This window comes from Aureibacter tunicatorum (assembly GCF_036492635.1).
Lineage (GTDB): Bacteria > Bacteroidota > Bacteroidia > Cytophagales > Cyclobacteriaceae > Aureibacter > Aureibacter tunicatorum.
This window is the reverse complement of the sequence record NZ_AP025305.1, coordinates 1,952,156-1,976,676: the sequence shown is the minus strand read 5'-3', so window position 1 is coordinate 1,976,676 and position 24,521 is coordinate 1,952,156. Positions and strand designations below refer to the sequence as shown.

21 protein-coding genes and 3 tRNA genes are annotated in these 24,521 nt (G+C 37.6%); 8 read left to right on the top strand and 16 right to left on the bottom strand.

The annotated features are described in order from the left end of the window. Position 1: 1 nt before the first annotated feature. From AABK36_RS08460 to lepA, 7 genes are all read right to left on the bottom strand, one after another. Positions 2-1,108: a complex I subunit 1/NuoH family protein gene (locus AABK36_RS08460; RefSeq protein ID WP_309939438.1), complete on the bottom strand. Its 1,107-nt coding sequence runs from the start codon at positions 1,106-1,108 to the stop codon at positions 2-4. 59 nt (positions 1,109-1,167) lie between these two features. Then, the gene (locus AABK36_RS08455; RefSeq protein ID WP_309939437.1) at positions 1,168-1,704 is read right to left on the bottom strand and encodes an NADH-quinone oxidoreductase subunit J family protein; all 537 of its coding nucleotides are present in this window, start codon (positions 1,702-1,704) and stop codon (positions 1,168-1,170) included. Between the two features lie 4 nt (positions 1,705-1,708). Next, the gene (locus AABK36_RS08450; RefSeq protein WP_309939436.1) at positions 1,709-3,628 is read right to left on the bottom strand and encodes a 4Fe-4S dicluster domain-containing protein; all 1,920 of its coding nucleotides are present in this window, start codon (positions 3,626-3,628) and stop codon (positions 1,709-1,711) included. 391 nt (positions 3,629-4,019) lie between these two features. Next, the gene (locus AABK36_RS08445) at positions 4,020-6,887 is read right to left on the bottom strand and encodes a hypothetical protein (RefSeq protein WP_309939435.1); all 2,868 of its coding nucleotides are present in this window, start codon (positions 6,885-6,887) and stop codon (positions 4,020-4,022) included. Positions 6,888-7,001: 114 nt separating this feature from the next. Continuing rightward, positions 7,002-7,784, bottom strand: a complete 783-nt coding sequence (gene surE, locus AABK36_RS08440; RefSeq protein WP_309939434.1) for a 5'/3'-nucleotidase SurE — start codon at positions 7,782-7,784, stop codon at positions 7,002-7,004. Further along, positions 7,774-8,424: a hypothetical protein gene (locus AABK36_RS08435; protein ID WP_309939433.1), complete on the bottom strand. Its 651-nt coding sequence runs from the start codon at positions 8,422-8,424 to the stop codon at positions 7,774-7,776. The genes surE and AABK36_RS08435 overlap by 11 nt, the downstream gene beginning before the upstream one ends. A 141-nt stretch (positions 8,425-8,565) precedes the next feature. Beyond that, entirely contained in the window at positions 8,566-10,353 is a 1,788-nt protein-coding gene (gene lepA / locus AABK36_RS08430; RefSeq protein WP_309939432.1) for a translation elongation factor 4, read from the bottom strand. Positions 10,354-10,596: 243 nt separating this feature from the next. Between lepA and AABK36_RS08425 the strand changes: the two genes are divergently transcribed. Continuing rightward, positions 10,597-11,118, top strand: a complete 522-nt coding sequence (locus AABK36_RS08425) for a DUF4924 family protein (RefSeq protein WP_309939431.1) — start codon at positions 10,597-10,599, stop codon at positions 11,116-11,118. Further along, entirely contained in the window at positions 11,093-11,890 is a 798-nt protein-coding gene (locus AABK36_RS08420) for a hypothetical protein (protein WP_309939430.1), read from the top strand. Before AABK36_RS08425 ends, AABK36_RS08420 begins: the two co-directional genes overlap by 26 nt. A 15-nt stretch (positions 11,891-11,905) precedes the next feature. On the opposite strand, the gene AABK36_RS08415 is transcribed toward AABK36_RS08420, so the two are convergent. Next, positions 11,906-12,184: a hypothetical protein gene (locus AABK36_RS08415; RefSeq protein ID WP_309939429.1), complete on the bottom strand. Its 279-nt coding sequence runs from the start codon at positions 12,182-12,184 to the stop codon at positions 11,906-11,908. Between the two features lie 46 nt (positions 12,185-12,230). Here AABK36_RS08415 and AABK36_RS08410 point away from each other — a divergent pair, with 46 nt between their 5' ends. Continuing rightward, entirely contained in the window at positions 12,231-13,103 is an 873-nt protein-coding gene (locus AABK36_RS08410) for an ion transporter (protein WP_309939428.1), read from the top strand. 22 nt (positions 13,104-13,125) lie between these two features. Here AABK36_RS08410 and AABK36_RS08405 read toward each other — a convergent pair whose 3' ends face one another. From AABK36_RS08405 to AABK36_RS08385, 5 genes are all read right to left on the bottom strand, one after another. Then, on the bottom strand, positions 13,126-14,844 hold the full coding sequence (locus AABK36_RS08405; protein WP_309939427.1) for a DUF6909 family protein: 1,719 nt from the start codon (positions 14,842-14,844) through the stop codon (positions 13,126-13,128). A 98-nt stretch (positions 14,845-14,942) separates the two neighbouring features. Further along, positions 14,943-15,299, bottom strand: coding sequence for a SpaA isopeptide-forming pilin-related protein (locus AABK36_RS08400; RefSeq protein ID WP_309939426.1), 357 nt, complete (start codon positions 15,297-15,299; stop codon positions 14,943-14,945). Positions 15,300-15,338: 39 nt separating this feature from the next. Next, the gene (locus AABK36_RS08395) at positions 15,339-16,004 is read right to left on the bottom strand and encodes a DUF2461 domain-containing protein (RefSeq protein WP_309939425.1); all 666 of its coding nucleotides are present in this window, start codon (positions 16,002-16,004) and stop codon (positions 15,339-15,341) included. A gap of 10 nt (positions 16,005-16,014) precedes the next feature. Then, a complete protein-coding gene (locus AABK36_RS08390; RefSeq protein ID WP_309939423.1) occupies positions 16,015-17,061 on the bottom strand; it encodes a lysylphosphatidylglycerol synthase transmembrane domain-containing protein in 1,047 nt (348 codons plus the stop codon). A gap of 25 nt (positions 17,062-17,086) precedes the next feature. Further along, entirely contained in the window at positions 17,087-17,824 is a 738-nt protein-coding gene (locus AABK36_RS08385) for a segregation and condensation protein A (RefSeq protein ID WP_309939422.1), read from the bottom strand. Between the two features lie 174 nt (positions 17,825-17,998). Here AABK36_RS08385 and AABK36_RS08380 point away from each other — a divergent pair. The 5 genes from AABK36_RS08380 to AABK36_RS08360 all read left to right on the top strand — a co-directional run bounded on the left by AABK36_RS08380 (position 17,999) and on the right by AABK36_RS08360 (position 21,289). Further along, positions 17,999-18,082 (top strand) — tRNA-Leu (locus AABK36_RS08380). A 30-nt stretch (positions 18,083-18,112) separates the two neighbouring features. Beyond that, a tRNA-Leu gene (locus AABK36_RS08375) sits at positions 18,113-18,196 on the top strand. Positions 18,197-18,226: 30 nt separating this feature from the next. Further along, positions 18,227-18,310, top strand: a tRNA-Leu gene (locus AABK36_RS08370). Between the two features lie 209 nt (positions 18,311-18,519). Beyond that, complete coding sequence (gene dxs / locus AABK36_RS08365; protein ID WP_309939421.1) at positions 18,520-20,457, top strand: 1-deoxy-D-xylulose-5-phosphate synthase; 1,938 nt, start codon at positions 18,520-18,522, stop codon at positions 20,455-20,457. A gap of 52 nt (positions 20,458-20,509) precedes the next feature. Next, positions 20,510-21,289 (top strand): alpha/beta fold hydrolase, encoded by a 780-nt coding sequence (locus AABK36_RS08360; RefSeq protein WP_309939420.1) that lies wholly within the window; start codon positions 20,510-20,512, stop codon positions 21,287-21,289. 26 nt (positions 21,290-21,315) lie between these two features. Here AABK36_RS08360 and AABK36_RS08355 read toward each other — a convergent pair whose 3' ends face one another. Genes AABK36_RS08355 through AABK36_RS08345 form a run of 3 tightly spaced genes read right to left on the bottom strand, consistent with a single transcriptional unit; the run spans position 21,316 to position 24,474 of the window. Further along, positions 21,316-22,065 carry a LytR/AlgR family response regulator transcription factor gene (locus AABK36_RS08355; protein WP_309939419.1) on the bottom strand — a complete coding sequence of 250 codons (750 nt, stop codon included), beginning with the start codon at positions 22,063-22,065 and terminating at the stop codon, positions 21,316-21,318. After that, positions 22,062-23,183, bottom strand: a complete 1,122-nt coding sequence (locus AABK36_RS08350; RefSeq protein ID WP_309939418.1) for a sensor histidine kinase — start codon at positions 23,181-23,183, stop codon at positions 22,062-22,064. Before AABK36_RS08350 ends, AABK36_RS08355 begins: the two co-directional genes overlap by 4 nt. 13 nt (positions 23,184-23,196) lie before the next feature. Next, positions 23,197-24,474: a TolC family protein gene (locus AABK36_RS08345; protein ID WP_309939416.1), complete on the bottom strand. Its 1,278-nt coding sequence runs from the start codon at positions 24,472-24,474 to the stop codon at positions 23,197-23,199. Positions 24,475-24,521 lie beyond the last annotated feature (47 nt).

The window sequence follows — 24,521 nt, the reverse complement described above, 5'->3', positions numbered from 1 at the left end:
ATCAAATCATCATTAATCTCCAAATTGTCGACAAAAACAATATAATCAAGCCCATAGGAGTAAGATATTTCCAACCTAAAGTCATTACTTGATCCACTCTCAATCTTGGGTATGTCCATCTTACCCACATTTGAACAAATATCAGCACAAAGGTTTTGCTCATCAACCAGAACATCCCCCACAACAAACCGCTAATTCCATCAGGATTTCCCATCGTCCAATCAGCCAGTTTCACAGCACCGATATTTGGAAATGGAGTATTCCAGCCTCCTAAGAATAAAACTACTCCCAAGATTGAAACCAATAGCATCATACCATATTCTGCCAACATGATAAAAGCCCACTTAAAACCTGAATACTCTGTATGAAAACCACCAATCAGCTCCGACTCTCCTTCAGGCAAATCAAATGGCGCTCTATTGCATTCCGCCAAAGATGAAATAAAGAAAATCACAAAAGCAAAAAACAGAACAGGCACTCTGAAAATATTCCAAGTAAAAAAACCTCCAATATCAGACACATCAATACCCAAAGCTTTAATTCCAAATAGGTAATTTGCTTTAATCTTAGCATCTGGATATTGATCAAACAACACTCCTTGCTGAAAACTGATTTCTTGCAAATTCAACGATTGGCTTACTGCAACAACAGCCAGCACACTTAAGATCAAAGGCGTCTCATAACTTACAATTTGGGCCACTGACCTCAATGCTCCGAACAAAGAAAACTTGCTATTACTTGCCCATCCAGCCATCAAGACTCCCACTACATCCAAGGAAACAATCGCCAAAAGAAAATATACTCCGACCTCCGCATTTGAACCCATCCAATTGGATGACACAGGCAAGACTGCAAATCCAGAAAATACAGCCACAAAAATCAGCACAGGCCCCATTGTGAACAAGCGCTTATCAGCTTTTTGATTTATAATGTCTTCTTTTTGCAAAAGCTTCATCAAATCAGCAACTGTTTGCAACAAACCATATTTACCCACTTCCATAGGCCCTAGTCGGTCTTGCATAAAAGCTGAAACTTTTCTTTCTGCATAAACTGCGAAAACGGTATACAGCAACAGCAAAGGCAAAAAGTATATAAACGTAGTCAACATATATCTAATTTATACATTTCTCAATCTCAGAGTCGAGTTAAACGACTCCAAACATTCAATTACTTTGAAAACTTGCTATTTGAAGCTATGTAACTCGCTGCAATCAGTATCACTAGCAATATCACACCTACAAATTCAAATGGCAATACATATTCGCTCATCAAACTAACCCCAATCTCTTTTAAACTCTGATCTTCCATTAGCACCTTATCAGTAGCGATATATTTTTGACCAAAATCCATCCCCTTAATAAGATAACATAGCAACGCGAACATACCGACACCTACTAAGCCTCCCATCAAGACATTTCTATTTTCAGTAAGAATTTTCTGTCCATCAAGCCTATTGGTAAGCATAATACCAAACACCATTAAGACTAAAACTCCTCCAACATAAATCATAATTTGTGTTACGGCAACAAAATCAGCACCTAACAGCACATACAACCCAGAAATAGCCAGTAAAGAAAATACCAATAAAAATGCTCCATACAAAACATTTCTAATGAGCATTATCCCTAATGCTGTAACTAAAGAAAGTCCAGCAAACACATAAAATAAGGCATTCAAACTACCTTCAACAATAATCTGCTCCATGATCTTATTTTTTTCTAGGAATTTTCGGTTGCATTCGTTTAGGCTTCTCAGCACTCTTCGCATCTGAAACTGCTCCTTCATTTATATCACCTTCTGTCGACTTTGCTTTCACAACAGACTGAGGGCGACGAACAGGCACTTTAGGCTGAACACGTTTTGGTGTAGTATCCGAAGACAACTCTTCTGCCGAATCCTCCTCCGATTTCTTTGCTTTCACAACTGGCTGAGGGCGACGAATCGGCACTTTAGGCTGAACACGTTTTGGTGTAGTATCTGAAGATACCTCTTCTGACGAATCTTCCTCTGATTTCTTTGCTTTCACAACTGGCTGAGGGCGACGAACAGGCACTTTAGGCTGAACACGTTTTGGTGTAGTATCTGAAGATACCTCTTCTGACGAATCTTCCTCCGATTTCTTTGCTTTCACAACTGGCTGAGGGCGACGAACAGGCACTTTAGGCTGAACACGTTTTGGTGTAGTATCCGAAGACAACTCTTCTGCCGAATCCTCCTCCGATTTCTTTGCTTTCACAACAGGCTGAGGGCGACGAATCGGCACTTTAGGCTGAACACGTTTTGGTATAGCATCTGAAGACACCTCTTCTGACGAATCTTCCTCCGATTTCTTTGCTTTCACAACAGGCTGAGGGCGACGAACAGGCACTTTAGGCTGAACACGTTTTGGTGTAGCACCTGAAGATACCTCTTCTGACGAATCTTCATCCGATTTCTTTGCTTTAACAACTGGTTGAGGGCGACGAACAGGCACTTTCGGTTGAACACGTTTTGGTGTAGCATCTGAAGACACCTCTTCTGACGAATCTTCATCCGATTTCTTTGCTTTAACAACTGACTGAGGGCGACGAACAGGCACTTTCGGTTGAACACGCTTTGGTGTAGCATTTAAAGACACCTCTTCTGACGAATCTTCCTCCGATTTCTTTGCTTTAACAACTGGCTGAGGACGGCGAACAGGCATCTTAGGCTGAACACGCTTTGGTGTAGCATTCGAAGGCAACTCTTCTGCCGAACCATCCTCCGATTTCTTTGCTTTAACAACTGGCTGAGATCGGCGAACTGGCATCTTAGGTTGTACTCTTTTTGGCTTAACCTCTTCATCTTCTTGATTTTGTTCAATATCAAGCTGAGCTTTCCTTACAGGAACCTTAGGCCTAACAGCTTTTTTAGGAGTATCTCCATTTGATTCTTCACCTTCACTTTTAGCAACACTTGTTTTCCTAGCAGGCATTCTAGGCACTACCTTTTTAGGCTTTGGTGATTCTACATCATCAGCACTTTCATTAGGCTTCACAGAAACAGCTGGTTTAACCTTCTTCACTGCACTTGATTTTGCAGCTGCTTTCTTCTTTTTATTTTCTTCAAACTTCTGTCTAGCCTCGGCAATCTCAGTAATTGACATTTCCCCAAAAGGCACATTATGATCAGCCACATCAAACGATGAAAAATCATATTCAGGAGTCATGGTCAAGCATTCTGTAGGACATACAGTTGTGCATAAACCACAAAACATGCATTTAGCCATATCAATATCAAACTTAGCTAAATGTATTCGAATTGAAGAACCATCAGAAGCTTTACCTAATTCTTCCGTGGCAACTATGCCGTCTATATCTATACAATCAACAGGACAAACCTTAGCGCACTTATCACAGACAATGCAGTCATCTATTTCATTATGCAGTTTATACCTTCCATTGACAGGCACTGGCAATTCTTCTTTAGGATACTGAAGAGTTACTATGCCTTTATCTTGTTCAAAATATTTTGGATCAGAAACACTTGGATTGTCATGGCTGAATCTAGCTTCTTCAAAATGCTTGAGAGTAAGCTTCGCTCCTTCATAGAGCGTCTTCATAGCCTCTTTAATGTTCCCGAAGTAAGAATTGTTAGTGCCTTTACTCACTTTTTTACGTTTTGAATTATCAATACTATTGAATAGGCTTTCAACAAGAAAGCATCACTGGAATCCTTATTAAGCTTTACAGCTTTTGGCACAACAACAGTAATAAATTAATTCTGTAAACATTTTCTTCCCTTCAATTTAATGTAAATGAGCTCTCTTGGCTATTATCAGCAAGGAAACTTTAAAACAAACTTACCTACAAAATTCAACAAAGAAAATAATATTTCTCAAATTCTTAATTATTTTTACTAAAAGGATAAAGTTAAACACACCAAAATGATATTCGCATGAAAAAAATGAAATTACACAAAGACATTTGGGCATTGACTGCATTAATTATCACTTTACTAATCCTTACTCTTTTATTTCAATACAAGTACCTTTACTAAACTTAAAAACCTGATATATTAAGCAAGAAATAGAAACCTCCTGAATTTTTCTCAGGTACATAGACAAATCTTGTCCCTACTGAAACAAGATAAGGGTAACGCAAAAAATTAGCATCAACATAAAAATCGGCTCCAAAAGAATTATACTCTCTATTAATTCCCGCTAAATTATCATATCCCTTTCCATAGTCATAAAAAGCTAACGCTCTTAATCGCTGAACATTCATAAAAGAGCCCAAAGCCCAATCTGGATAGGCTAAAGGCAATCCATAATATACTGAAGCAGTGTAAAGGTTCTTAAATATCTGATAACTATAACCTCTAGGAAAAAGCACATTGGTCTGGAAAGCATAATTTTCCTCGTCATTATAAGTCACTCCCCCTCTAAGCTGAAATGAATGTTGAGGGAATAAGCCTGGGAAATACAATCTTAAATCTGAGATAAATTGCTTGCCTTTATATTTGCCTTCAAATGGCGTATCTCTATAAGATGCGTAGAACCTCTGACCCCACTTTGGATAAATATCCCTATAAGCCATGCGCAAAAGCCTCGAATAGTTCAAGTTCATTTTCACAGTTTGCAAATTCCCATTGCCAATCTGTTCATATTTCGTTCGAGGAACACTATAATTTTCCACACGCAAAAGCTCGTAATTCGCGCCAATTGACAACCTTTGCGAAAACCTTGAATTTGTCAACAACAAAGGCAATCTCAAACCAGCATATAGACTCTGCTCATTCCAACTCGTTTTTTCATCGCCATCTTCCAAAGTCACAGTAGCCCTACGATACCCTGAAGACACTCCAAAATCTATAATTGGATAAATACCTTGATAACTTATATCAGCCTTCCACTTCCCTGTCCATTCATTGTAATCTATTTGATACCCCGCCCCTAATGCCATTGTACTCATATTATCTTGAGAAACAAGTCCAAAGTAGTTTTGAAAATCACTACTAGACACAGCAAGCCCCCAACTATATGGCTCCAACAAGTGTTTCCAAGTACGGTACCTTTCTTCCTTATATTGTGTAGGATTCATAGAATCCAATAATGGAAGCACATCTTCCTCCTGATCAACAATGGGTTGATAATAATCAATTCCAGAGTATTTCACTTTGCCAGCATCACGCCAATCTAATGAATCAAGATCAACGGAAACAACATTCATACCTGTCGACCTGAAATCATTGTACATCAATTGACCTGTACGCGAATTCAAAGATGGATTATAAGCGCCAAACTTTGAAGTTGTTACTTGCTTAAGCTCTTTTGTTTTCAGATTTACCGCATATATATTATCGATACCGCTTTGAGCAGAATTTATATAAACATATTCTCCAAATTGTTCTGGATACCCAATGTTATACTCTACTAAATCCGTCAAAACTCTTTCTTCTTCCGTTTCAACATCCAACTCGACAAGAGCATTGCCATTTTCAAAATGTTTTATGACATAAATTTTAGTCCCATCCTCACTCCATGAAGGCATGCTGTAAAAGTTATTCGCTTCATTCTCAAAACTTATCACAAGCTCTCCAGTAGAAGCATCAAGCACCACTATATTGAAAGTATAATTATCAGATTCTTCTACCGCTACGATTTTAGATTCATCCTTAGAAATAGCCGGAGCAAAATACCTTTCTTTTTTGGTTAATCTACGTTTTTTCCCTGTCTTCACATTATATGCAAAAACATCAGCGTAACTTCTTCTCAACCATCTCGGATCGTAGCGATACTCACTCCAAACTAATGTTTCTTTGCCAAATGAGATTTTCCCCGGATCAATAAACGGTCCCATTGTATACAAAACCTTCTCATCTCCATTTTCTACATCCAGCTTAACTAGTTGGAGTATATCACCAATACCGGATCTCAAGCAATAAACCTCACCTCCATCTCCAACTTTTGGATACATGTAGTCAGTATAAACCTTTGGATTCACTTGATTCAAACATCTAAACTCAGTCAAACTTAATTCATCAATCTCATGTTCCCACTTTTCTTTAAGATCAACAAATGTACTATCGTAAAAATCAGCGACATATTGACCTGAAACATCATGCACTGACCTAGACCATGGCCATGGGCGTATTGGTTTACGATATGAGATATCCAACACCTCCGCCCAAGCATCTTTGCCATGACTTCTTCTCAACGACGATGCCAAGTAATAACCTGTAACATAATGATTGGGGATATAATCCTTAAATGACCTTAAGGTCTGTTTTTCATAATTAAAAACTCCTTTTTCAACTACATTAGCTCGCAACAACGCGCTAAACTGAGGAATTCTACCTCTACCACTTTTTGTCAAAGCTGTTTCTGTAACAACCGCATCTCCCTCCCAAAACCAGTTTGGAAGTGAAATATTTGCCAAAAATCCGGCAGACTGCTCTCCAAACAACCAATAAAACCATTTTGTAGGTCCTTGAAACGCTCTTTCATATTGCACTACATGCCTAAATTCATGTATGGAAAGCAAATTCAACCAATCATTGGTTCCTAAAAAATTATAATTTTGGGGAGAGGTGGTGAAGAACTCCGACCTTCTGGGACTCATCGTCACAAAACCGTTCGAAATGGACCCTTGGTTTTGCAAAATAACTGTCAAGTGATGCGGATCCACCTCCAATGAAGAAGACACAGGCAAATATATCGCTTCCAAATTATTAGCGACTCTATTAGCTTGAAAATAAAAGCCTTTAGGAAAAACAACAGAAAAGTTATCCGTTTTAATCCTATACCATTTCAGATTTGAAGGATTATTTGCCAACTGGCCAGCTATCTGCCCCCTAACTTGCAAGGAAACAACAAGCATAAAAGCTATTAGAAAAAAATGCTTTTGCAATATTTTATTAAAATCCATAAACAACGAAAAATAATAAGTACAGCATTGCTAAATATTCAAGAAACACTTCACTTAAAAAACAAATGGCAGGATACTACCCCTGCCAAACAACATATTATTTTCTATTCAATATTATAAGTCCCAATCCCTTAACTCTGCGCAAGCATTATGCGCTGTCAAATCAAAATGAACAGGCACTATAGAAATATAATTATTTGCTATTGCCCACTCGTCATTATCCTCTCCTTTATCAAAATTCACAAACCTACCTGACATCCAGTAATAAGGCTGTCCCATAGGGTCGAATCTTTGCTCGAATTCCTCTTCCCACTTCGCTCTAGCTTGCCTGCATATTTTCACTCCCTTGATGTTTTCATCCCTTTTCGGAGGAATATTCACATTCAAAGTCAGGTATTTTGGCAAGCCCTTTTCCAATACTTTTTTCGCAATTTGCTTGATATGGTTCACTGCGTGTGAAAAATCCGCGCTGTGAGAATAATCGCAAAGAGAAAACCCAATGGCAGGAATCCCCTCAATCGCCGCTTCTATAGCGGCAGACATAGTTCCTGAGTACAAAACACTGATAGAACTATTACTTCCATGATTTACTCCACTCACCACTAGGTCTGGCTGACGATCTTTCATAGCATAATGCTTTGCCAATTTAACACAATCAGCAGGAGTACCTGAGCATTCGAATGATTTTACTCCCTCAAAAATATTGCTATCTCTCAACCTCAATGGCTTTCCAATCGTAATCGCATGCCCCATCCCTGATTGAGGACTGTCGGGAGCGACAACCACGACTTCGCCTAAATCTTTCATTGCCTCTACTAGAACTCTAATTCCCGGTGCAGTAATACCATCATCATTGGTCACCAATATTAGAGGCTTATTGTTTATGCTATCTTCCATTTGCATGTTGGAAGTTACCTTCCATTAACTCGTTATAAAAAATTACTATTCTGATCAAATCTTCAGGATTGGAAATATGCAACTTATTTCTCTTAATATATTTCTTCACATCCGGCAAACGTCTGGACATTACTTGATAAAGCTCTCTTTTTCTCATGGAAAACAATTCGATTTCGCCATCCATATTCAAAAAGTAATAGTCATGCACTAAACGTCTCACAGGCTCCACATAGATTGGTTGACCATACATGCCTGTAGCAGGAGTACTCTCCACCATTATATACTCTCTTGCCAATAAAGTCAAAGAGCCTTCTGTAATCACTTCAAAAAGAATCGGCGCTTTATAATTTTGTCGGACAAAAAATGGCAAAGCAAAAAACTCTCTATATCTATCTGACACTACATCGAAAATTTCGAAATACAAAATCTTTCTAGCACTATAACTCAACACTGTTCCCTTATGATTCAACAACACTGACTCGTTAGAAAAATCATACTTCAAAGGCGCCCTAAGCGTATCGCCTGTCATCAAGACCAATTCACCGTCATGCCACACTTCTGAAGGAAACAAATCTTGTCCTTTTGACATGTGAAATAAAAGCGTAAAAACGAACACCAATAGAGCTTTATATATCTTCATATCCTTAACCATTTTAACAAAAACAACTCGCCATCATATTAAATAGTTATCATGACATATAAAAATAAAAGCTGCATTATTTTCTAATTAAACAAAAAAACCGCTCTCAAGCGGTTTTATATTGTTAAGCAAAATAAAGCATCAATCCAATTTTAGCACAGCCATGAACGCATCTTGTGGAATTTCAACATTTCCAACTTGACGCATACGCTTTTTACCTTTCTTCTGCTTCTCCAACAACTTACGCTTACGAGAAATATCACCGCCATAACACTTGGCCAATACATTCTTTCTCAAAGCCTTAACAGTTTCCCTAGCAATAATTTTCGTACCAATTGAAGCCTGAACTGCAATTTCAAACATTTGTCTTGGCAATAGTTCCTTCAATTTCTCACAAAGCCTTTTGCCCCATTCGTAAGCTTTGTCTCTATGCACTATCGCAGACAAAGCGTCAACCTTCTCGCCATTCAACGCAACATCAAGCTTCACCATCTTTGAAGCTCTGTTTCCGATCAACTCATAATCCAATGACGCATAACCTCTTGAAATTGTCTTTAGTTTATCAAAGAAATCAAAAACTATCTCAGACAATGGGATATCAAATGTCAATTCAACTCGATCTGTTGTCAAATAAACCTGATTTTTCAAAATCCCCCTCTTATCCATACATAAGCTGATAATAGGACCGATGTAGTCAGCCTTGGAGATGATTTGCGCTTTAATAAACGGCTCTTCAATATGCTTCACCTTATTTGGCTCAGGCATTTCTGAAGGAGCATTGATCAACTGCACAGAATCATCGGTCATCACCGCTCTAAACTGCACAGAAGGAACAGTGGTAATTACTGTCATATCAAACTCTCGTTCAAGCCTTTCTTGCACAATCTCCAAATGGAGCATTCCTAAGAACCCGCATCTAAAACCAAAGCCCAAAGCAGCCGATGTTTCCGGCTCCCAAACCAATGAAGCATCATTCAATTGCAACTTCTCCATAGAAGCTCTCAACTCTTCATATTCTGTAGTATCCACAGGGTAAATACCAGCGAATACCATCGGCTTCACATCCTCAAAACCTTGAATAGCTTGAGAACATGGATTCTCCTTATGCGTAATCGTATCCCCTACTTTTACTTCCTTTGCGTTCTTGATACCTGAAATCAAATAACCTACATTACCTGAGGAAATTTCTTTTTGCGGTTCTTGTTCAAGTTTCAAAATTCCTATTTCATCAGCGCCATACTCTTTCCCTGTATTCACGAACTTCACAAGGTCACCCTTTCTAATTGTTCCATTCAATACACGGAAAATAACTTCAATACCTCTAAATGGGTTGTATTGCGAATCAAAAATCATAGCTTGAAGCGGAGCTTCAGGATCTCCTGAAGGTGCGTCAATTCTTTCAACAATCGCTTTTAATATATCATCAACTCCTTCGCCTGTCTTGCCACTTGCTCTGATGATTTCTTCTCTTTCAACTCCCAACAAGTCCACTATTTCATCAGAAACTTCTTCCGGCATAGCCCCAGGCAAATCTATCTTATTCAATACAGGAATAATCTTCAGATCATTCTCCATTGCCAAATACAAATTGGAGATTGTCTGAGCTTCGATACCTTGCGACGCATCCACAATCAACAAAGCACCTTCACATGCTGCAATAGACCTTGAAACTTCATAAGAAAAATCCACGTGTCCCGGCGTGTCAATCAAATTCAACACATATTCATTGCCATCGAGTAAATAATTCATCTGAATAGCGTGACTCTTAATCGTTATTCCTCTCTCACGCTCCAAGTCCATATTGTCCAATAACTGGTCCTGCATTTGCCTGTCTGAAACCGTCTGCGTATGTTCCAACAGCCTATCTGCCAAGGTACTCTTTCCATGGTCAATATGCGCAATTATGCAAAAATTTCTAATATTATCCATCTATCAACTTTGTATCGAATTTCCATTAACCTAATTCTTCGTTTCGATATCCACCCATTGGGTTCACGAATCCGAATCAATCAACAAATTTAACAATTAATTCAAATTAATTGATATGCTTAGATACAAATAAAAATGTATTTAATCTTTGGCACAAGATTGGAATATAATTGAACTTAAAATTTGCTTTGTTAACTAGAGAATTCATTTCTTTGCTTTAAATTATTAAGAAAAACACAAGCAATGCATATAGCTGAAAAAAAGAAATCCGAAAACATAAGCGAATACATTATATTTCTTTACAAAACAGAAGACCTGATCAGAGCCTTTGACCTTAACAAAAATGAAATCAGCGAATACGTAGTCAAGCACTTTCCTGTCCCTGAAGATGAAAAAGAGTATCAAAGAAATTGGTACATGGAATTCTGCGACACAATGATCGATCAAGGTCTTCAAGAAAAAGGACATATCGAAGAAGCTGAAAAGCTTGTGCAATCCTTAATGGAAATACATTTGCAACTTCTTGGAACTGATAAAAAATATCAAGATGTTTTCATGTATGCAAGGCCCTTTATTCAAAAAAACATTGAATTCAGCAATCAACAAATCAACAACCCTATTCAAATTTGTCTTAACGGCGTTTATGGTTATTTGATCTCTCAGATCAATGGAAGAAACATCAATAACGAACAAAAAGAAATGCTGGAATCATTCGGACTCGTACTATCCTATCTAAGCCATGAATACAAACAACACAATCAATAGCCCTCTATTAGTCAAAGATTCTCCTGCCAAAGGACTTATTCTAGATCTTGATTCCAATGAATTAAAAAAATGGATTACGGAAAAAGAAAATCCATTTTCAGAACACCTTGAGGAGATGCATGAAGATGTCTTTCCGTATCGAACAGCCATTAGAACATTTGATGAAGAAAACTTCTATTGCTACTCTGACAAAAGAACAGAAGATGAATTCAGCGACGAATTCACGCATCAACTTCTATACGTATTAGACTGCTCTGATGACAGCATTTTAATTCAATATGCTTCTGAGATCAAAAATATGAAACTATCAAAAGGCAGCTTCATATTCATTCCTTCAGGAGCTATCTGGCAAATCAAGGGCTCGGCAACTTTCTTTTCGATGGAATTCAATCCATCAATGAATCAAGAAATACTGAATGAACAAAGCCTTAATACGATCCAAAAAACAATTGGCTACAGAAGCGATGTCAACGTTCAAATAGTGAATTTTGAGAAGAACATTAATGAAACATCATCAGTGCTATCAAGCCCGTACTTTCATTGCAATCTACTAGAATTCAACGAACCAATTTTATTTGACAACGCTGAGATAAAATCATTTATAATGTACTATGTTGTTTCCGGCGATGTGGAAATTATCGAGCATCAATCACAGACAAAAGTATATGCTAGTCAAGGCCAAACGGTATTATTACCAGCGACTTCCACAGAGGCTGAGATTTATAACTTAACACCTGAAGGTTTCGAAATCATTGAAATGTATGTGATTTAATTCACATGCATTTCATCAACTGACAAATACCGTCAATTCCACTTTTTCAACTTTTTCATCTTCATGGCAATTCACATCCACCAATGTTTGCCCACTCACAATATGCTCTATCATTTCCGTCCATAAATACTCATCCAAATAATCCAATAACAGAGAATGTTTGGACACAAAGTGAAAAGAAAGCATATTATATCTTTGTGAAATATTCTGCTTAAAATAGTCCGCCACTTGGCTTTTCAAGTCAGCCACATCTTTTCCTTCAAAAAAAACTTGTTTATTCTTTTTTCTCAGCATTAGATATAATTATTTTTGGGTTAATCAACTTTCAAATATAACCTCAATGAAATTCAAGGAAAAGGTTTTCAAGATAATCTCAGCCAACAACAAAGAGTATTTGCCCAGCAAAGTTTTCGATTACTCTATTTACACGATCATTTTACTCAATTTAGGAGCAATTGTATTGGCATCCTTCGCTGAAATGGAACATAAATACACTTCCATTTTTTGGAAATTCGAAATTTTCTCTGTCACCATTTTCACGTTGGAATATATATTAAGAATTTGGACTGCCGATTTACTTTACAAAAATGTATCTAGATTCAAAGCCATTCTTAAATTCATGTTTTCAAGCGAGGGACTTATTGACCTGTTCGCTATTTTACCTTTCTACTTGCCTTACATACTTAAAATAGATCTGAGGCTACTTTGGAATTTACGACTCATACGACTATTGAGAGTATTAAAGCTAGGCAGGTACTCTAAGTCCATCAAAGTGGTAGGCAGGGTTCTGAGCCAGAAAAAAGCAGACCTTGGCGTCACTTTTTTCATCACCTTCATACTTATGGTTGTCGCGTCTTCTTTAATGTACAACCTGGAGAATGAAGCTCAGCCAGATGCTTTTCCGAATATTTTAAGCACATTTTGGTGGGCAATCGTTACGCTTACTACTGTAGGTTACGGTGATGTGTACCCAATAACACCGTGGGGAAAAGTGATCGGGGGAATTATCGCGCTTCTAGGCATTGGAATAGTAGCCTTGCCCACAGGTATAATTTCATCCGCTTTCATGGAAGAAGTTGAAAAATCAAACGAAAAAAAGAAAGAAAAAAAGCGACATCAAGTCGCTTGCAAATATTGCCCTAATTGCGGCACCAACATCAGCGCATATGAAGAAAACCTAGAACTAGCTGAGGACACTAAAGGAGACGCTTAAGCATCTCCTTCTCTATTTTTTATCATTGCTCCAATTTGTCTAACTCAGCTGCTGAATTGAAAATTCTCTTCAAAATATTCACGGTAATTAGATAAGTAGGCTTCACTCCTATTTCTCCCAAACTTCCGGAAGCTAAAGTGTGCCCCGTAAGCAAAGGGTTATCAGAAGCGTAGTATGCATATCTAATTTTCACATCTTTGCTAATCCCTTCTCTAATCATAGCCGCTGCTTGAATAGCTTTTTGATAGTGAGCTCCCTCCATTTCCAAACCAATAGCCTTCCATGTGGAGCCTTTGAAATAAGACAACACCTCTTTATTCTGAAGCGAAGTTCCCAATACCGTAACCATTGAACCTTTAACAACAGATAAACCGGATTGCTCGAAATCCTGCACCTCCAAATCATTTTCAAAAGGATAATTATCTGAAGTCCCCTCAAATACATGAGCGGTTGGAATCATAATATCCCCCTTGTTCCCTTCCAAGATTCCAGCCTTGCCCATAATATTCACTGACTTCACATTCATCTTAACTTCTATTCCCTTGATGGAAAATGGCTTCAACAATTCATCCAAAGTCTCAAATGCTTGCTCTCCAAACGCATAGTCCATAACCAAAATCACTGGTTTTTCTTTCTTAAGTTGGTTTTTATTCAAAGGGCCCAACTCTTTAGGCAACATCGAAACATTGATTTTGGAGGTATCAATCACCTGCACTCCTATATTCATCCCTGAGGAATCTGATAAAAACGACAAGCCATGATCGTTTGCATACTCTTCCACTCGAGCCCGTGCCAATGAATTATTTCTTTGACTCAGCAATAAAGCTGTCTGTTCCAAACTTTCAGAACCTTCGCTAAACACCTCTTTTTCAGCAACCTTGCTGTATAGCGTATTCATCACACTGTGAAGGTTAGCGCTGATAATATGCAAAGGCCTTTCCAATAATTCATTCTTGGCTAAAAAAGCTTTGATATTATTTGCCCATAATTCGCCATATATATGATGCCCTATTCGCTCTCTAAGGCTCGAAGTGAACGAGATCTTTCGATCCTCTCCTTCCAGGTCCTCATCAATAGCAAGTTTTCCCAGCCAATATACAATTTGAAACAACCCTGAATTATCAGAGCCTGCCTCGTTAAACCTCTCATATGTTCTTTGCACTTCAGCAAAAGATCTTCCCAATAAAGCGCTCAAATATGTGAAAGCGATTTCTTTTTCAATCAAAGGCTCATCATCTTTTCTCAAAGCAATTTCCTGAACCTTCAACCACTCTCTTGTCAACCTACCTTTAGCATCGATAGCATTATCCTTGATTTTCCCTGCTTCTATGAACAAGAAAGTCAAATGAGTTAAAATATCATATATCTCGCTTCTACCACGAGTTACTTCAATATACATTTGATCTTGATCTATTCGATAACAGTTTCTTCTTCGTTTAGAAGGCACAATCACTTCAAAATCCGCATTTCTCAATCCTTCATCGGAAGTCAAAGTCACATACCTGCACTGCTCAATCCCTCTTGGCAATCTGTCAATCACATAAACCAAACCATCCAACTCCACTTTCTCAGCATCGCCCACAGATCCGTAAATCTCAGGACTCAATGTCAACAAAGCATTTACGATGGCTTTCCCCGACTCACCCGCAGGCTTGTAATAACCTCTTATAAAAAGGTGCCTCATCACTATGTATAACTTCTCTATGGCTGCTCTGGATTCTTGCGCTTTAGTTCTTTCCACTGGTTTGATAGTTTTAATTTTGAAAAATATACTTCTGTCTGGAAGTTAACTTATCTCTTACTTGATATAGACAAAAAAAGTTGTCTTTATAGACAACTTTATCTGATTACAATGTTCACTTTATTTTTTCTTCCTGAGATCAACTTTCCTGTAATTTCAGCCTCTCCCTCATTTGTCTTTTTGCCTTGCGTGGCCCTTACGTAATAGACTTTTGGCTTAAGCTTTTTGAATGTTATCCTTCCTTTATTATCAGTCCTACCTTGGTCAATAGCGTCTTCTTCATTGAACAAGTCATCTTCGTTGTCATACAAAGCGACTTTAGCTCCTTTTTGAATGTTTCCTAAATTATCAATTACTGTAATAGCCAACGAAGTAGGCAATAGCTCCGCATTAAGATTAACGCTACCAACCATCACCAACATCATAATAACAACACCAAATACTCTCTTCATCATATCCTAAAAATAATTTTGGTTTAAAATTGAATCAAGATACTAAGAAATAGCCACACTTAAATAATCCTTTAGAGGTTTTATCTTGGCAAAAGTATCCACCACATCATCAATAATGGAGTCTTTCAATAGATCGTCGTCTGAAAAAGATTTCAATACAATAAAACCTTTCATCTTCAATAATTCAATATTCGGGTGATCTGCTTGATAGCCTTTGGGTGGCCTTTTCAATTTTTCTCCCTGAATGCTCCCAAACTCATTCACAAAATCCTCTTGATCAACAATCGCTTTTAACTCTCTGCCATTATAATCAATCTCTTGTCTGATTTTTTTCAACTGAGCAGGTTCTGGCATATACATTCCACCCCCAACAAAACTTTCTCCTCCAGGCTGTATGTGAAAATAATATCCTGGCGAAGAGACAGATTTTCCTTCTTCAGAAAAAGCAGCTCCAAAATTCAACTTATATGGAGATTTATCCTTGCTGAATCTAATATCTCTGTTCAACCTAAAAATGCACTTCTTTGGCTCCAACCCGCCTAATTCATCATCAAATTTCGACGTTCCTTCAATCAATCTCGCTACTATTTCTATAAACAGATCTCTTGATTCGTGATAGACAGCTCTATGCTCATCCATCCATTCCTTATTATTATTTTCAGACAATTCACTTAAAAAATTAAGTATTGTCGAAGTAGAAGTATTCATGAAACTTAATTTATGATTTACTATTCTTAAAAAAACGTTGTCTAACCCATCTAGGCAAGAAGATCGCTCCCAAAATCAAATATGGATAATATGACAACATACGCCAGACAATGCTAGTAACAAAAGTCAAATTCCCTAAATATTGATTAAAGAATTCATTAAAGAAAAACTCAGCTGTGCCACTACTTCCTGGTGTTGGCGAAATCAACATAATGATCCACATTACAATCTGGCTAGCGAAAATCCTCATCTGATCCGCAAAATCCACATCCACAAACGAACTTATCAAGCAATTAAGCATCAAATATCTCGCTGACCAAACAAAAACCGTTGACACTATTATCTTCATCCAATAACTTGCTGGCTTTCCTCGAAGATTAGCCGAAGCGCCTAATATATCATTACCATATTCATATGCTCCTTTTCTCCACCTTCTAAACGGCCTCCAAGATGTAACTTTCAACAACACCCATTTGAAACCTCTTGGCTTAATAAACAAAGCATATGAAAATATGAAACAGTATAAAGCTATCAGACCATAACTAACCCAAAACAAAGATTGCAAACTTGTATTGATTGATATTAGTTTAACCACTGGAAAAACGTCCAAACCTGTATACAACAAAACCAGAGGAGCAAAGATGATAAAAAACGCGTTATCCAAAATAGACGTAAGCATCACATAAGCCGTAGCGCTACCAAGCTTTATCTTTTCTTTTAATAAAATAAAAATCGCAACAGCTGTTCCTCCCACTACTGACGGTGTAACAGCCGAAGCAAACTCCCAAAGTATAATCACATAGATACTCCTAACCCAAGTCAGCTTTTGCTCTGTCAATGTTCTAATCCTGTACACATATCCGGCATCCCTAGCCAAAATCACGAAAAACGACAGTACCAATGGTCCTATTTTCGCCTTTCTCAATTCGCTCATGGAGGCAAGATTCTCAGGGTTTTGATAAAACATGTACCCTACTATACCTAATCCCAACAAGACAGGAACCCAAATTTTATTCGTATTAAGTGTTTTCTGTATTTCTTTTTGATTTAAATCCATTTCTGATAAAAATTACCTAGGTTCCTTATGCTGACTTATGAATCATGAAATTATTATATCCTTCTCCCAATTCCAATCTAATTTTATTCAACTGCAACAAATCCAAAACTGCGAGAAAATTAAAGATCAATCCAATCTTGGTTGGAAAATCATTAACAATACTACCAAATGCCAACCCTTCATTGTCCAAAAGTTTGTTCATTATATAATCCTTTTGCTCCACAATAGTATAGGGGTACTTGACAATACTATGAATCTGATGATTTTTTTCATTCTCATATCTCTTCATCACTTTATTATACATTTTAAAGATATGGTAAAGCGTCAAGTCATGCAGTTCCAAGGAAACATCATCAACCTCCTTATTCAACTCTTTTAACTCTTCAGACAAATTGCCTCTAGGACTTGTTTCAAAATAATGATTTTCAAAACTAGAAAAATCTTGTGCGATCTTCTTGAACTTTTTATACTCAATCAAGTGAGACACTAATTCGTCGCGAGGATCGACTTCATCGCCTTGCTCATCCAATTCAGGCCTAGGAATCAACATCTTGGATTTTATTTTCATCAAAGTAGCCGCCATGAGAATAAACTCGCTTGCCACTTCAATATTAAGTTCTTCCATTTGCTGTAAATAACTTAAAAACTCGTCAGTGATTCTGGATATAGGAATGTCATGAATCTCTATTTCATCTCTTTCTATAAAAAACAGCAACAAATCAAACGGTCCCTCAAACAGAGGCAATTTTATTTCAAAATCCAAAATTCATTTAGTTTATCGGTCTGCCGTAAAAATAGTAATTTTTAATTTTTCAAGAAGCAAGCCAATAAGAAATGATTCGCAATGTCATTTTAAGAAAAAATAAATTAAAAAAATGCCTCTCGCCATTTGCAGTTTATTTAACTATTTCTACCTTTGCACTCCCCAAACACAAATGCCCAGGTGGCGGAATTGGTAGACGCGTTGGTCTCAAACACCAATGGTAGCAATACCGTGCCGGTTCGACTCCGGCCCTGGGTACTTGGTATACTCAAATACTGTCGACTTTATGCCCAGGTGGCGGAATTGGTAGACGCGTTGGTCTCAAACACCAATGGTAGCAATACCGTGCCGGTTCGACTCCGGCCCTGGGTACTTGATTTACTCAAAATTGTCGACTTTAATGCCCAGGTGGCGGAATTGGTAGACGCGTTGGTCTCAAACACCAATGGCAGCAATGCCGTGCCGGTTCGACTCCGGCCCTGGGTACTTTTCTTTTAATCAACTCTCGTTATTTTTCGATAAAAATTCTAAAAAAAAGCTAAGATTCTCTTTACTGTTTAGTCTTATATGACTACATTCACCTTTTAAAAACGGCTTTGGAATACTATTAGCTATATTCTTTTGATCGCAAAAATCAAAAAAAGAATAATGACCAACTTAAGCCGTTGATAGAGAGTCTATAATAATGTAAAATTATGTTCATAGAGCCAGGGGAATTATTAAAAAACATAAATAATCCGGATGATTTAAAAAAGTTGCCAAAAAGCGAACTGACTAAAATCAGCCAAGAGCTTAGGCAATATATCATTGATTGTGTATCTGTATATGGTGGTCACTTTGGCGCAAGCCTAGGTGTGGTGGAACTAACAGTAGCTTTGCACTATGTATACAATACGCCAGATGATCAACTTATTTGGGATGTTGGACATCAAGCCTATGGACACAAAATTCTTACTGGCAGAAAAGATCTATTTCATAGCAACAGAACTTATAAAGGACTTTCAGGCTTTCCAAAAAGAAAAGAAAGCGAATATGATGCATTTGGAGTTGGACATTCATCCACTTCGATATCAGCTGCGCTTGGAATGGCTGTCGCTTCTGAATATAAAAATGAAAAAGACAGACAGCATATCGCTGTCATCGGTGATGGTGCATTAACGGGAGGTATGGCTTTTGAAGCAATGAATCATGCTGGCGTAACCAATTCCAACATGCTTATCATTCTTAACGACAACTGCATGGCTATTGATCCTAATGTTGGCGCTTTGAAAGATTATTTGACTGATATCACAACCTCTAAAACGTACAATAAATTTAGAGATGATATCTGGAATACACTTGGGAAAATCAGCAAATTCGGTGTTAACGCTCAAGAAATAGCTTCAAAAGTAGAGGCTTCGACTAAAAGCTTCTTTTTGAAACAAAGCAATTTATTCGAATCCCTAAACCTAAGATACTTCGGTCCTATCGACGGACACGATGTTGATCACTTGGCTACTGTACTGGAAGACCTGAAAGATATTCCAGGCCCAAAAATTCTCCATGTCCTTACGACAAAAGGAAAAGGGTTTGCCTTAGCTGAAAAGGATCAAACTAAATGGCACGCGCCGGGCACATTCGATAAAGTAACTGGTGAAATTCACAAAACAGTTCCTGAAAAACCCGAACCACCAAAATATCAACATGTTTTTGGCAAAACAATTATCGAGCTAGCCAAAAAGAACGATAAAATCATGGGAATCACTCCCGCTATGCCTTCCGGCTCCTCATTGAACCTGATGATGGAAGAAATGCCAGACAGAGCATTTGACGTGGGAATTGCTGAACAACATGCTGTTACATTCTCGGCTGGTTTAGCAACTCAAGGCATGGTTCCGTTTTGCAATATCTATAGTACTTTCATGCAAAGAGCTTATGATCAAGTAATACACGATGTTTGCCTACAAAATTTGCATGTCGTATTTTGCTTGGATAGAGCTGGATTCGCCGGTGCCGATGGAGCGACTCACCATGGGGCTTATGACATTGCATATATGAGAAGTATTCCAAATATTGTCGTATCAGCTCCTATGAATGAAGAAGAGTTGAGAAACATGATGTATACAGCTCAGCTTCCACAAAAAGGTGCTTTCTGCATTAGATATCCAAGAGGCAAAGGAGTAATGCCAGAATGGCAAACACCAATGCAAGAAATTGAAATTGGAAAAGGAAGAAAAGTTTGCGACGGAGAAGAAATTGCCGTGCTAACTATAGGACATATAGGAAACTATGTTACGGACGTTAGAAAAGAACTTTCACAACATGACATCAACCCTGCTCACTTCGACATGAGATTCGCAAAACCAATTGATGAAGAGATGCTTCATGAAGTATTTAGCAAATTTGACAAGATCATCACTGTGGAAGATGGCTGTCTAATGGGAGGCTTTGGAAGCGCTGTTGTCGAATTCATGGCAGACAATGGATATTCCGCGAAAATCAAAAGACTGGGAATTCCAGACAGAGTGGTTGAACACGGAAGCCAATTGGAATTGCAAAGAGAATGCGGATTCGACCAAGAAGGAATCAAGAACACAATTCTCAATATGCTTGAGAAAAAGATTGAGAAAAAACCTTTCGCTCAATTAGTTTAAAAATACTATTTCAAAGCAGCTTAAGGCTGCTTTTTTTGCGTCTATAGTTATCATGACAAATCAACTAAATTTTACAATTGCAGGTAAAGGCAAACCTATTCTCTTTTTACACGGATTCTGCGAATCACTGGAAGTATGGAAATATTTAGAACCTTACATTTCTACTAAGGAACAATTTATAGCTATAGACTTGCCCGGCTTTGGCAAAAGCCCGCTACCTAAATTTCATTCTGACCATGAATTCTCACTAGTTGATGTTGCCGATATCATCGCAGACTTTATAAAAAACGAACTAGAAGAGCCTCCACTTGTCATTGGACATTCTTTAGGCGGCTACATAACACTTGCTTTAGCCGAACAACATCCACAACTTATCAGCGGATTCGCGTTATATCAATCCACCAGTCTAGCTGACAGCGAAGAAAAAAAAGAGATTAGAGACAAGGCAGTTAAGTTCGTACAAGAACGAGGAATGGAAATGCTTATGCCAACATTCATCCCTAGTTTATTTGCCCAAGAAAACAAAGAAAGACTTAAAACGGACATCCTAGAAATCATCAAAACGGCTCAAGAAACAAGTAAAGAAACTTATATTGCTTACTCTATAGCCATGAAAAACCGCAATGACTACTCCAATGTGTTAAGAAATTTTTCAAATACAAAAGCCATTATTGCCGGCGAACACGACCCTATAATACCAATAGCAACTAGTGATCATCTGGCTAGCATCTCTACCAACATTATTTACCACAAACTTAAGAATACCGGCCATATGGGCATGATCGAAAGCCCTGAAGCATCTTCAAAAATCATATTGAATCTAACAAAATGATTCAAGGTTAATCAAATCTAGTAACATCATTTCATGTGCGATTTGATTATTGCCATAAAGTTCTTTCGATAACCTTGACCTATTGGCAACAACTTATCACCTATTCTCACAATATGTCCTTCAATATTGTCAATTCTACCTATTGAAATGATAAATGATTTGTGAATTCTAATAAACTCTTGATCGGGAAGGCTTGACTCTAAATTTTTCATAGTCATGTACGTGACGATTACTTCTTTATCCAAATGCAACTTCACATACTCGCCAAATCCTTCCACAAATTTTAATTCGTCAAAGTCCACTTTTTGCAATTTCTTATCTGTCTTCACAAAGAAAAACCTATGCTGCACTGCATCAGAAGCACTTTCTTCAACTATATTAACATTTGACGGAATAACTGCAGGTTGTTGACTTGCAGAATATCTTGATTGGGCTTTATTCACAGCCTTTATAAACCTATCAAAAGAAAATGGTTTTGTGATATAATCCACCACATCAAACTCATAGCTTTCCAAAGCATACTCTCGATAGGCCGTTGTTATAATAACCATAGGAGGGTTCGTAATCGTTCTCAAAAAATCCAAGCCATTCAACTTCGGCATATTTATATCCAAAAATATCAAGTCCACCTCATTTTCAACCAAAGCATTGATAGCCTCCACAGCGCTCTTGCACTCCTGCACCAAATTCAAGAAAGGAACATCTTCCAAAAACCTCTTAACAACTCTTCGAGCAAGCGCTTCATCATCCACAATCAAACAATTCATTTTATTCATAACTCAATGGTTAACTCTAATTTAAATATATTCCCGTCTGAAACAATTTGCAAGTTGTGCTTTTCAGGATAAATTAATTCTAATCGACGCCTCACATTAACCAAACCAATGCCTCCACTATTTGGGTTTTCACCAGTATCTTGCTGTTCATAAGAATTTTCCACCTTCAGATGAAAGCTATCTTCATCCACATGCAAATTTATATTTACAAAAGCTTCTCCTTTTTCATTAGCACTGCCATGCTTAAAGGCATTTTCAACAATAGGCAAAAGCAACAAAGGTGCGATCTTATGACCTTTCAAATCCCCAGTATGATCGAAACTAACACTTGTGGACTCGTCAACTCTTATCGTCTCAATCGTAATATAGTCACTCAAAAAGTCTACTTCTTTCTGAATCACGACTCTTTCATCCTCGCAAGAGTATAAAACGTAACTTATCAAGTTAGAAATTTTAAGAATAATCTCTGGTGTTCTTTTAGACTCCTCCAAGCTCAAGCAATAAACACTATTCAACGCATTGAATAAAAAGTGCGGGTTTATTTGAGCTTTCAAAGCTGACAGCTCAACCTGATACTTTTCCTTTTGCACCTCCTCATATTCAAGCGCTTTTTCTTGAATTTTAATTGTTCTTCGAATAAAATGGAGCAAAGTCGTAAGCAAGCATATGCTTAAATATCTGTAGGTTAACAACAGAGTCCCTTTAGCATAGCCTTTAACATAAATATTTCTATAGAAAAAATTAAAAAAGTAGCTCTCATGCGTCTGAATAATAATATAATACGTTAAAGAAGCTGTCACAAGCAACGACAATATTGCCAAGAGAGCATACATCAAATATTTTTTCTTATCCAAATAGCGAGGGATCAACCAATAAAGATTGAAATATGTCAAAGGAATCGATAATATCAAGTTTGACATATTTCTTATCAATTGCAGATCAAAAGGAACTTCTCTTTCCTGCAAACTAGTGGAAACTACTAAGCCAAAGAAATACACCCAAAGCCAAAATGCCACATGTTGCAAAAACCTATTCTGAAAAACATGCCTGACAAAACTTATAGTCCCTCCGCTCTTCGAATTGTCGTTACTCAAGTTCTTTAACTGCTCTAATGCCATCCTTAATTTGCTTCTAATTCAATAAAGTGCCTCTAAGTCTATAAAGTTCAATCTCTGTGAGTTTAGCTTCGTAAATGGAGGTGTATAAATTGCTTTTCGACTGCAACAGATTCAACTGTGCCTCGCGAAACTCAGTTGCTGTCATTTGTCCCAAATTATACCTTTCTTCAACCTGCTGAAAATTCAACTCCGCTACATTCAAGCTGTTTTCTTGGATACTCACTTTCAACAAACTATTCTGGTAATTCGCATAGCCATTTTCAATATCTCTAATCAACATCAATTCAAAACTTTCCTTTTGCAACCTGCTATTTTCCAACGCGATTTTCGCATTTTGTCTTTCAATATTTCGCTTGCCGCCATCAAATATATTATACGACAAAGTCAAACCCGTGGCCACCGTTCCTTTAGGATCGTCAAAATTTAATGCGAACTGGTCTTGCTCCACCTGTTGAAGGCTATAATTTGCGCTAAATGACAACTTAGGGAACAGTGAAGCTTGAGTGATTTTCAAATCCAATTCTTTGACATCCATATCAGAAACCGCTTCCAAGTAAGAAGCATTTCTTTCCAAAGCATCTTCCTTAATCACCTGAAGCTCCAACTTTGCAAAATCAACACCGTCAATGGCTATATTAAAGTTCAAATTCGACTCTCTTCCCAATAACACATTCATATTTCTTTTTGCCGAAGCCAGATTATTGGATGCATCCACCATAGTAAGGCTATCAGTATTAAGATCAACTTCAGCTTGAAGCACATCGACTTTCCTAGTCTTACCAAATTCAAATTTGGTTTTAGCTCTCAAATACCTCTCCTTCGAAATCTCCAAACCTTCCTTAGCGATTTTAAGATTTTCATCCGCCACAGCAAGATTATAAAACTCATTGGAAAGCTGAAGAATCACGGACTCGATATCCGCTCTCTCCCTAAGCTCAGCAACATCTGAAGATTGCTTAAGTTTTTTATACGTATTGAATCTTCCCATACCATCAAATATAGTATAAGTCATCCCCAATCCGGCATTCACATTGGTCAATTCAATCTCCCTACCAACATTCGCGTTGACTCCATTAGTATAGCTCGCTCCCGCTGACACATCAACTGTAGGCAATAAACCTGCATTACCAACAGTAGCTTGATTTTTAATGATCTCAGCATCATTTTCTATCATTTTTATATCAAAATTATTCTCCAGAGCTATTTTCACAGCATCCTCAAACGTCAACTTTTCCTGAGCATAGCTTATATTCATCACAATAAGCGTCAACAACAACACACAATATCTCATATTGACTATCATTTTTTAGAAATAATTAGATGTTCAATTCTTAGTGA

What these genes read in the sequence shown, in the direction of transcription:
- AABK36_RS08460 (WP_309939438.1), bottom strand. Translation starts at nt 1,108, where the DNA reads ATGTTGACTACGTTTATATACTTTTTGCCTTTGCTGTTGCTGTATACC.
- AABK36_RS08455 (WP_309939437.1), bottom strand. Translation starts at nt 1,704, where the DNA reads ATGGAGCAGATTATTGTTGAAGGTAGTTTGAATGCCTTATTTTATGTG.
- AABK36_RS08445 (WP_309939435.1), bottom strand. Translation starts at nt 6,887, where the DNA reads ATGGATTTTAATAAAATATTGCAAAAGCATTTTTTTCTAATAGCTTTT.
- surE (WP_309939434.1), bottom strand. Translation starts at nt 7,784, where the DNA reads ATGGAAGATAGCATAAACAATAAGCCTCTAATATTGGTGACCAATGAT.
- AABK36_RS08435 (WP_309939433.1), bottom strand. Translation starts at nt 8,424, where the DNA reads ATGAAGATATATAAAGCTCTATTGGTGTTCGTTTTTACGCTTTTATTT.
- lepA (WP_309939432.1), bottom strand. Translation starts at nt 10,353, where the DNA reads ATGGATAATATTAGAAATTTTTGCATAATTGCGCATATTGACCATGGA.
- AABK36_RS08425 (WP_309939431.1), top strand. Translation starts at nt 10,597, where the DNA reads ATGCATATAGCTGAAAAAAAGAAATCCGAAAACATAAGCGAATACATT.
- AABK36_RS08420 (WP_309939430.1), top strand. Translation starts at nt 11,093, where the DNA reads ATGAATACAAACAACACAATCAATAGCCCTCTATTAGTCAAAGATTCT.
- AABK36_RS08415 (WP_309939429.1), bottom strand. Translation starts at nt 12,184, where the DNA reads ATGCTGAGAAAAAAGAATAAACAAGTTTTTTTTGAAGGAAAAGATGTG.
- AABK36_RS08410 (WP_309939428.1), top strand. Translation starts at nt 12,231, where the DNA reads ATGAAATTCAAGGAAAAGGTTTTCAAGATAATCTCAGCCAACAACAAA.
- AABK36_RS08400 (WP_309939426.1), bottom strand. Translation starts at nt 15,299, where the DNA reads ATGATGAAGAGAGTATTTGGTGTTGTTATTATGATGTTGGTGATGGTT.
- AABK36_RS08395 (WP_309939425.1), bottom strand. Translation starts at nt 16,004, where the DNA reads ATGAATACTTCTACTTCGACAATACTTAATTTTTTAAGTGAATTGTCT.
- AABK36_RS08390 (WP_309939423.1), bottom strand. Translation starts at nt 17,061, where the DNA reads ATGGATTTAAATCAAAAAGAAATACAGAAAACACTTAATACGAATAAA.
- dxs (WP_309939421.1), top strand. Translation starts at nt 18,520, where the DNA reads ATGTTCATAGAGCCAGGGGAATTATTAAAAAACATAAATAATCCGGAT.
- AABK36_RS08360 (WP_309939420.1), top strand. Translation starts at nt 20,510, where the DNA reads ATGACAAATCAACTAAATTTTACAATTGCAGGTAAAGGCAAACCTATT.
- AABK36_RS08355 (WP_309939419.1), bottom strand. Translation starts at nt 22,065, where the DNA reads ATGAATAAAATGAATTGTTTGATTGTGGATGATGAAGCGCTTGCTCGA.
- AABK36_RS08350 (WP_309939418.1), bottom strand. Translation starts at nt 23,183, where the DNA reads ATGGCATTAGAGCAGTTAAAGAACTTGAGTAACGACAATTCGAAGAGC.
- AABK36_RS08345 (WP_309939416.1), bottom strand. Translation starts at nt 24,474, where the DNA reads ATGAGATATTGTGTGTTGTTGTTGACGCTTATTGTGATGAATATAAGC.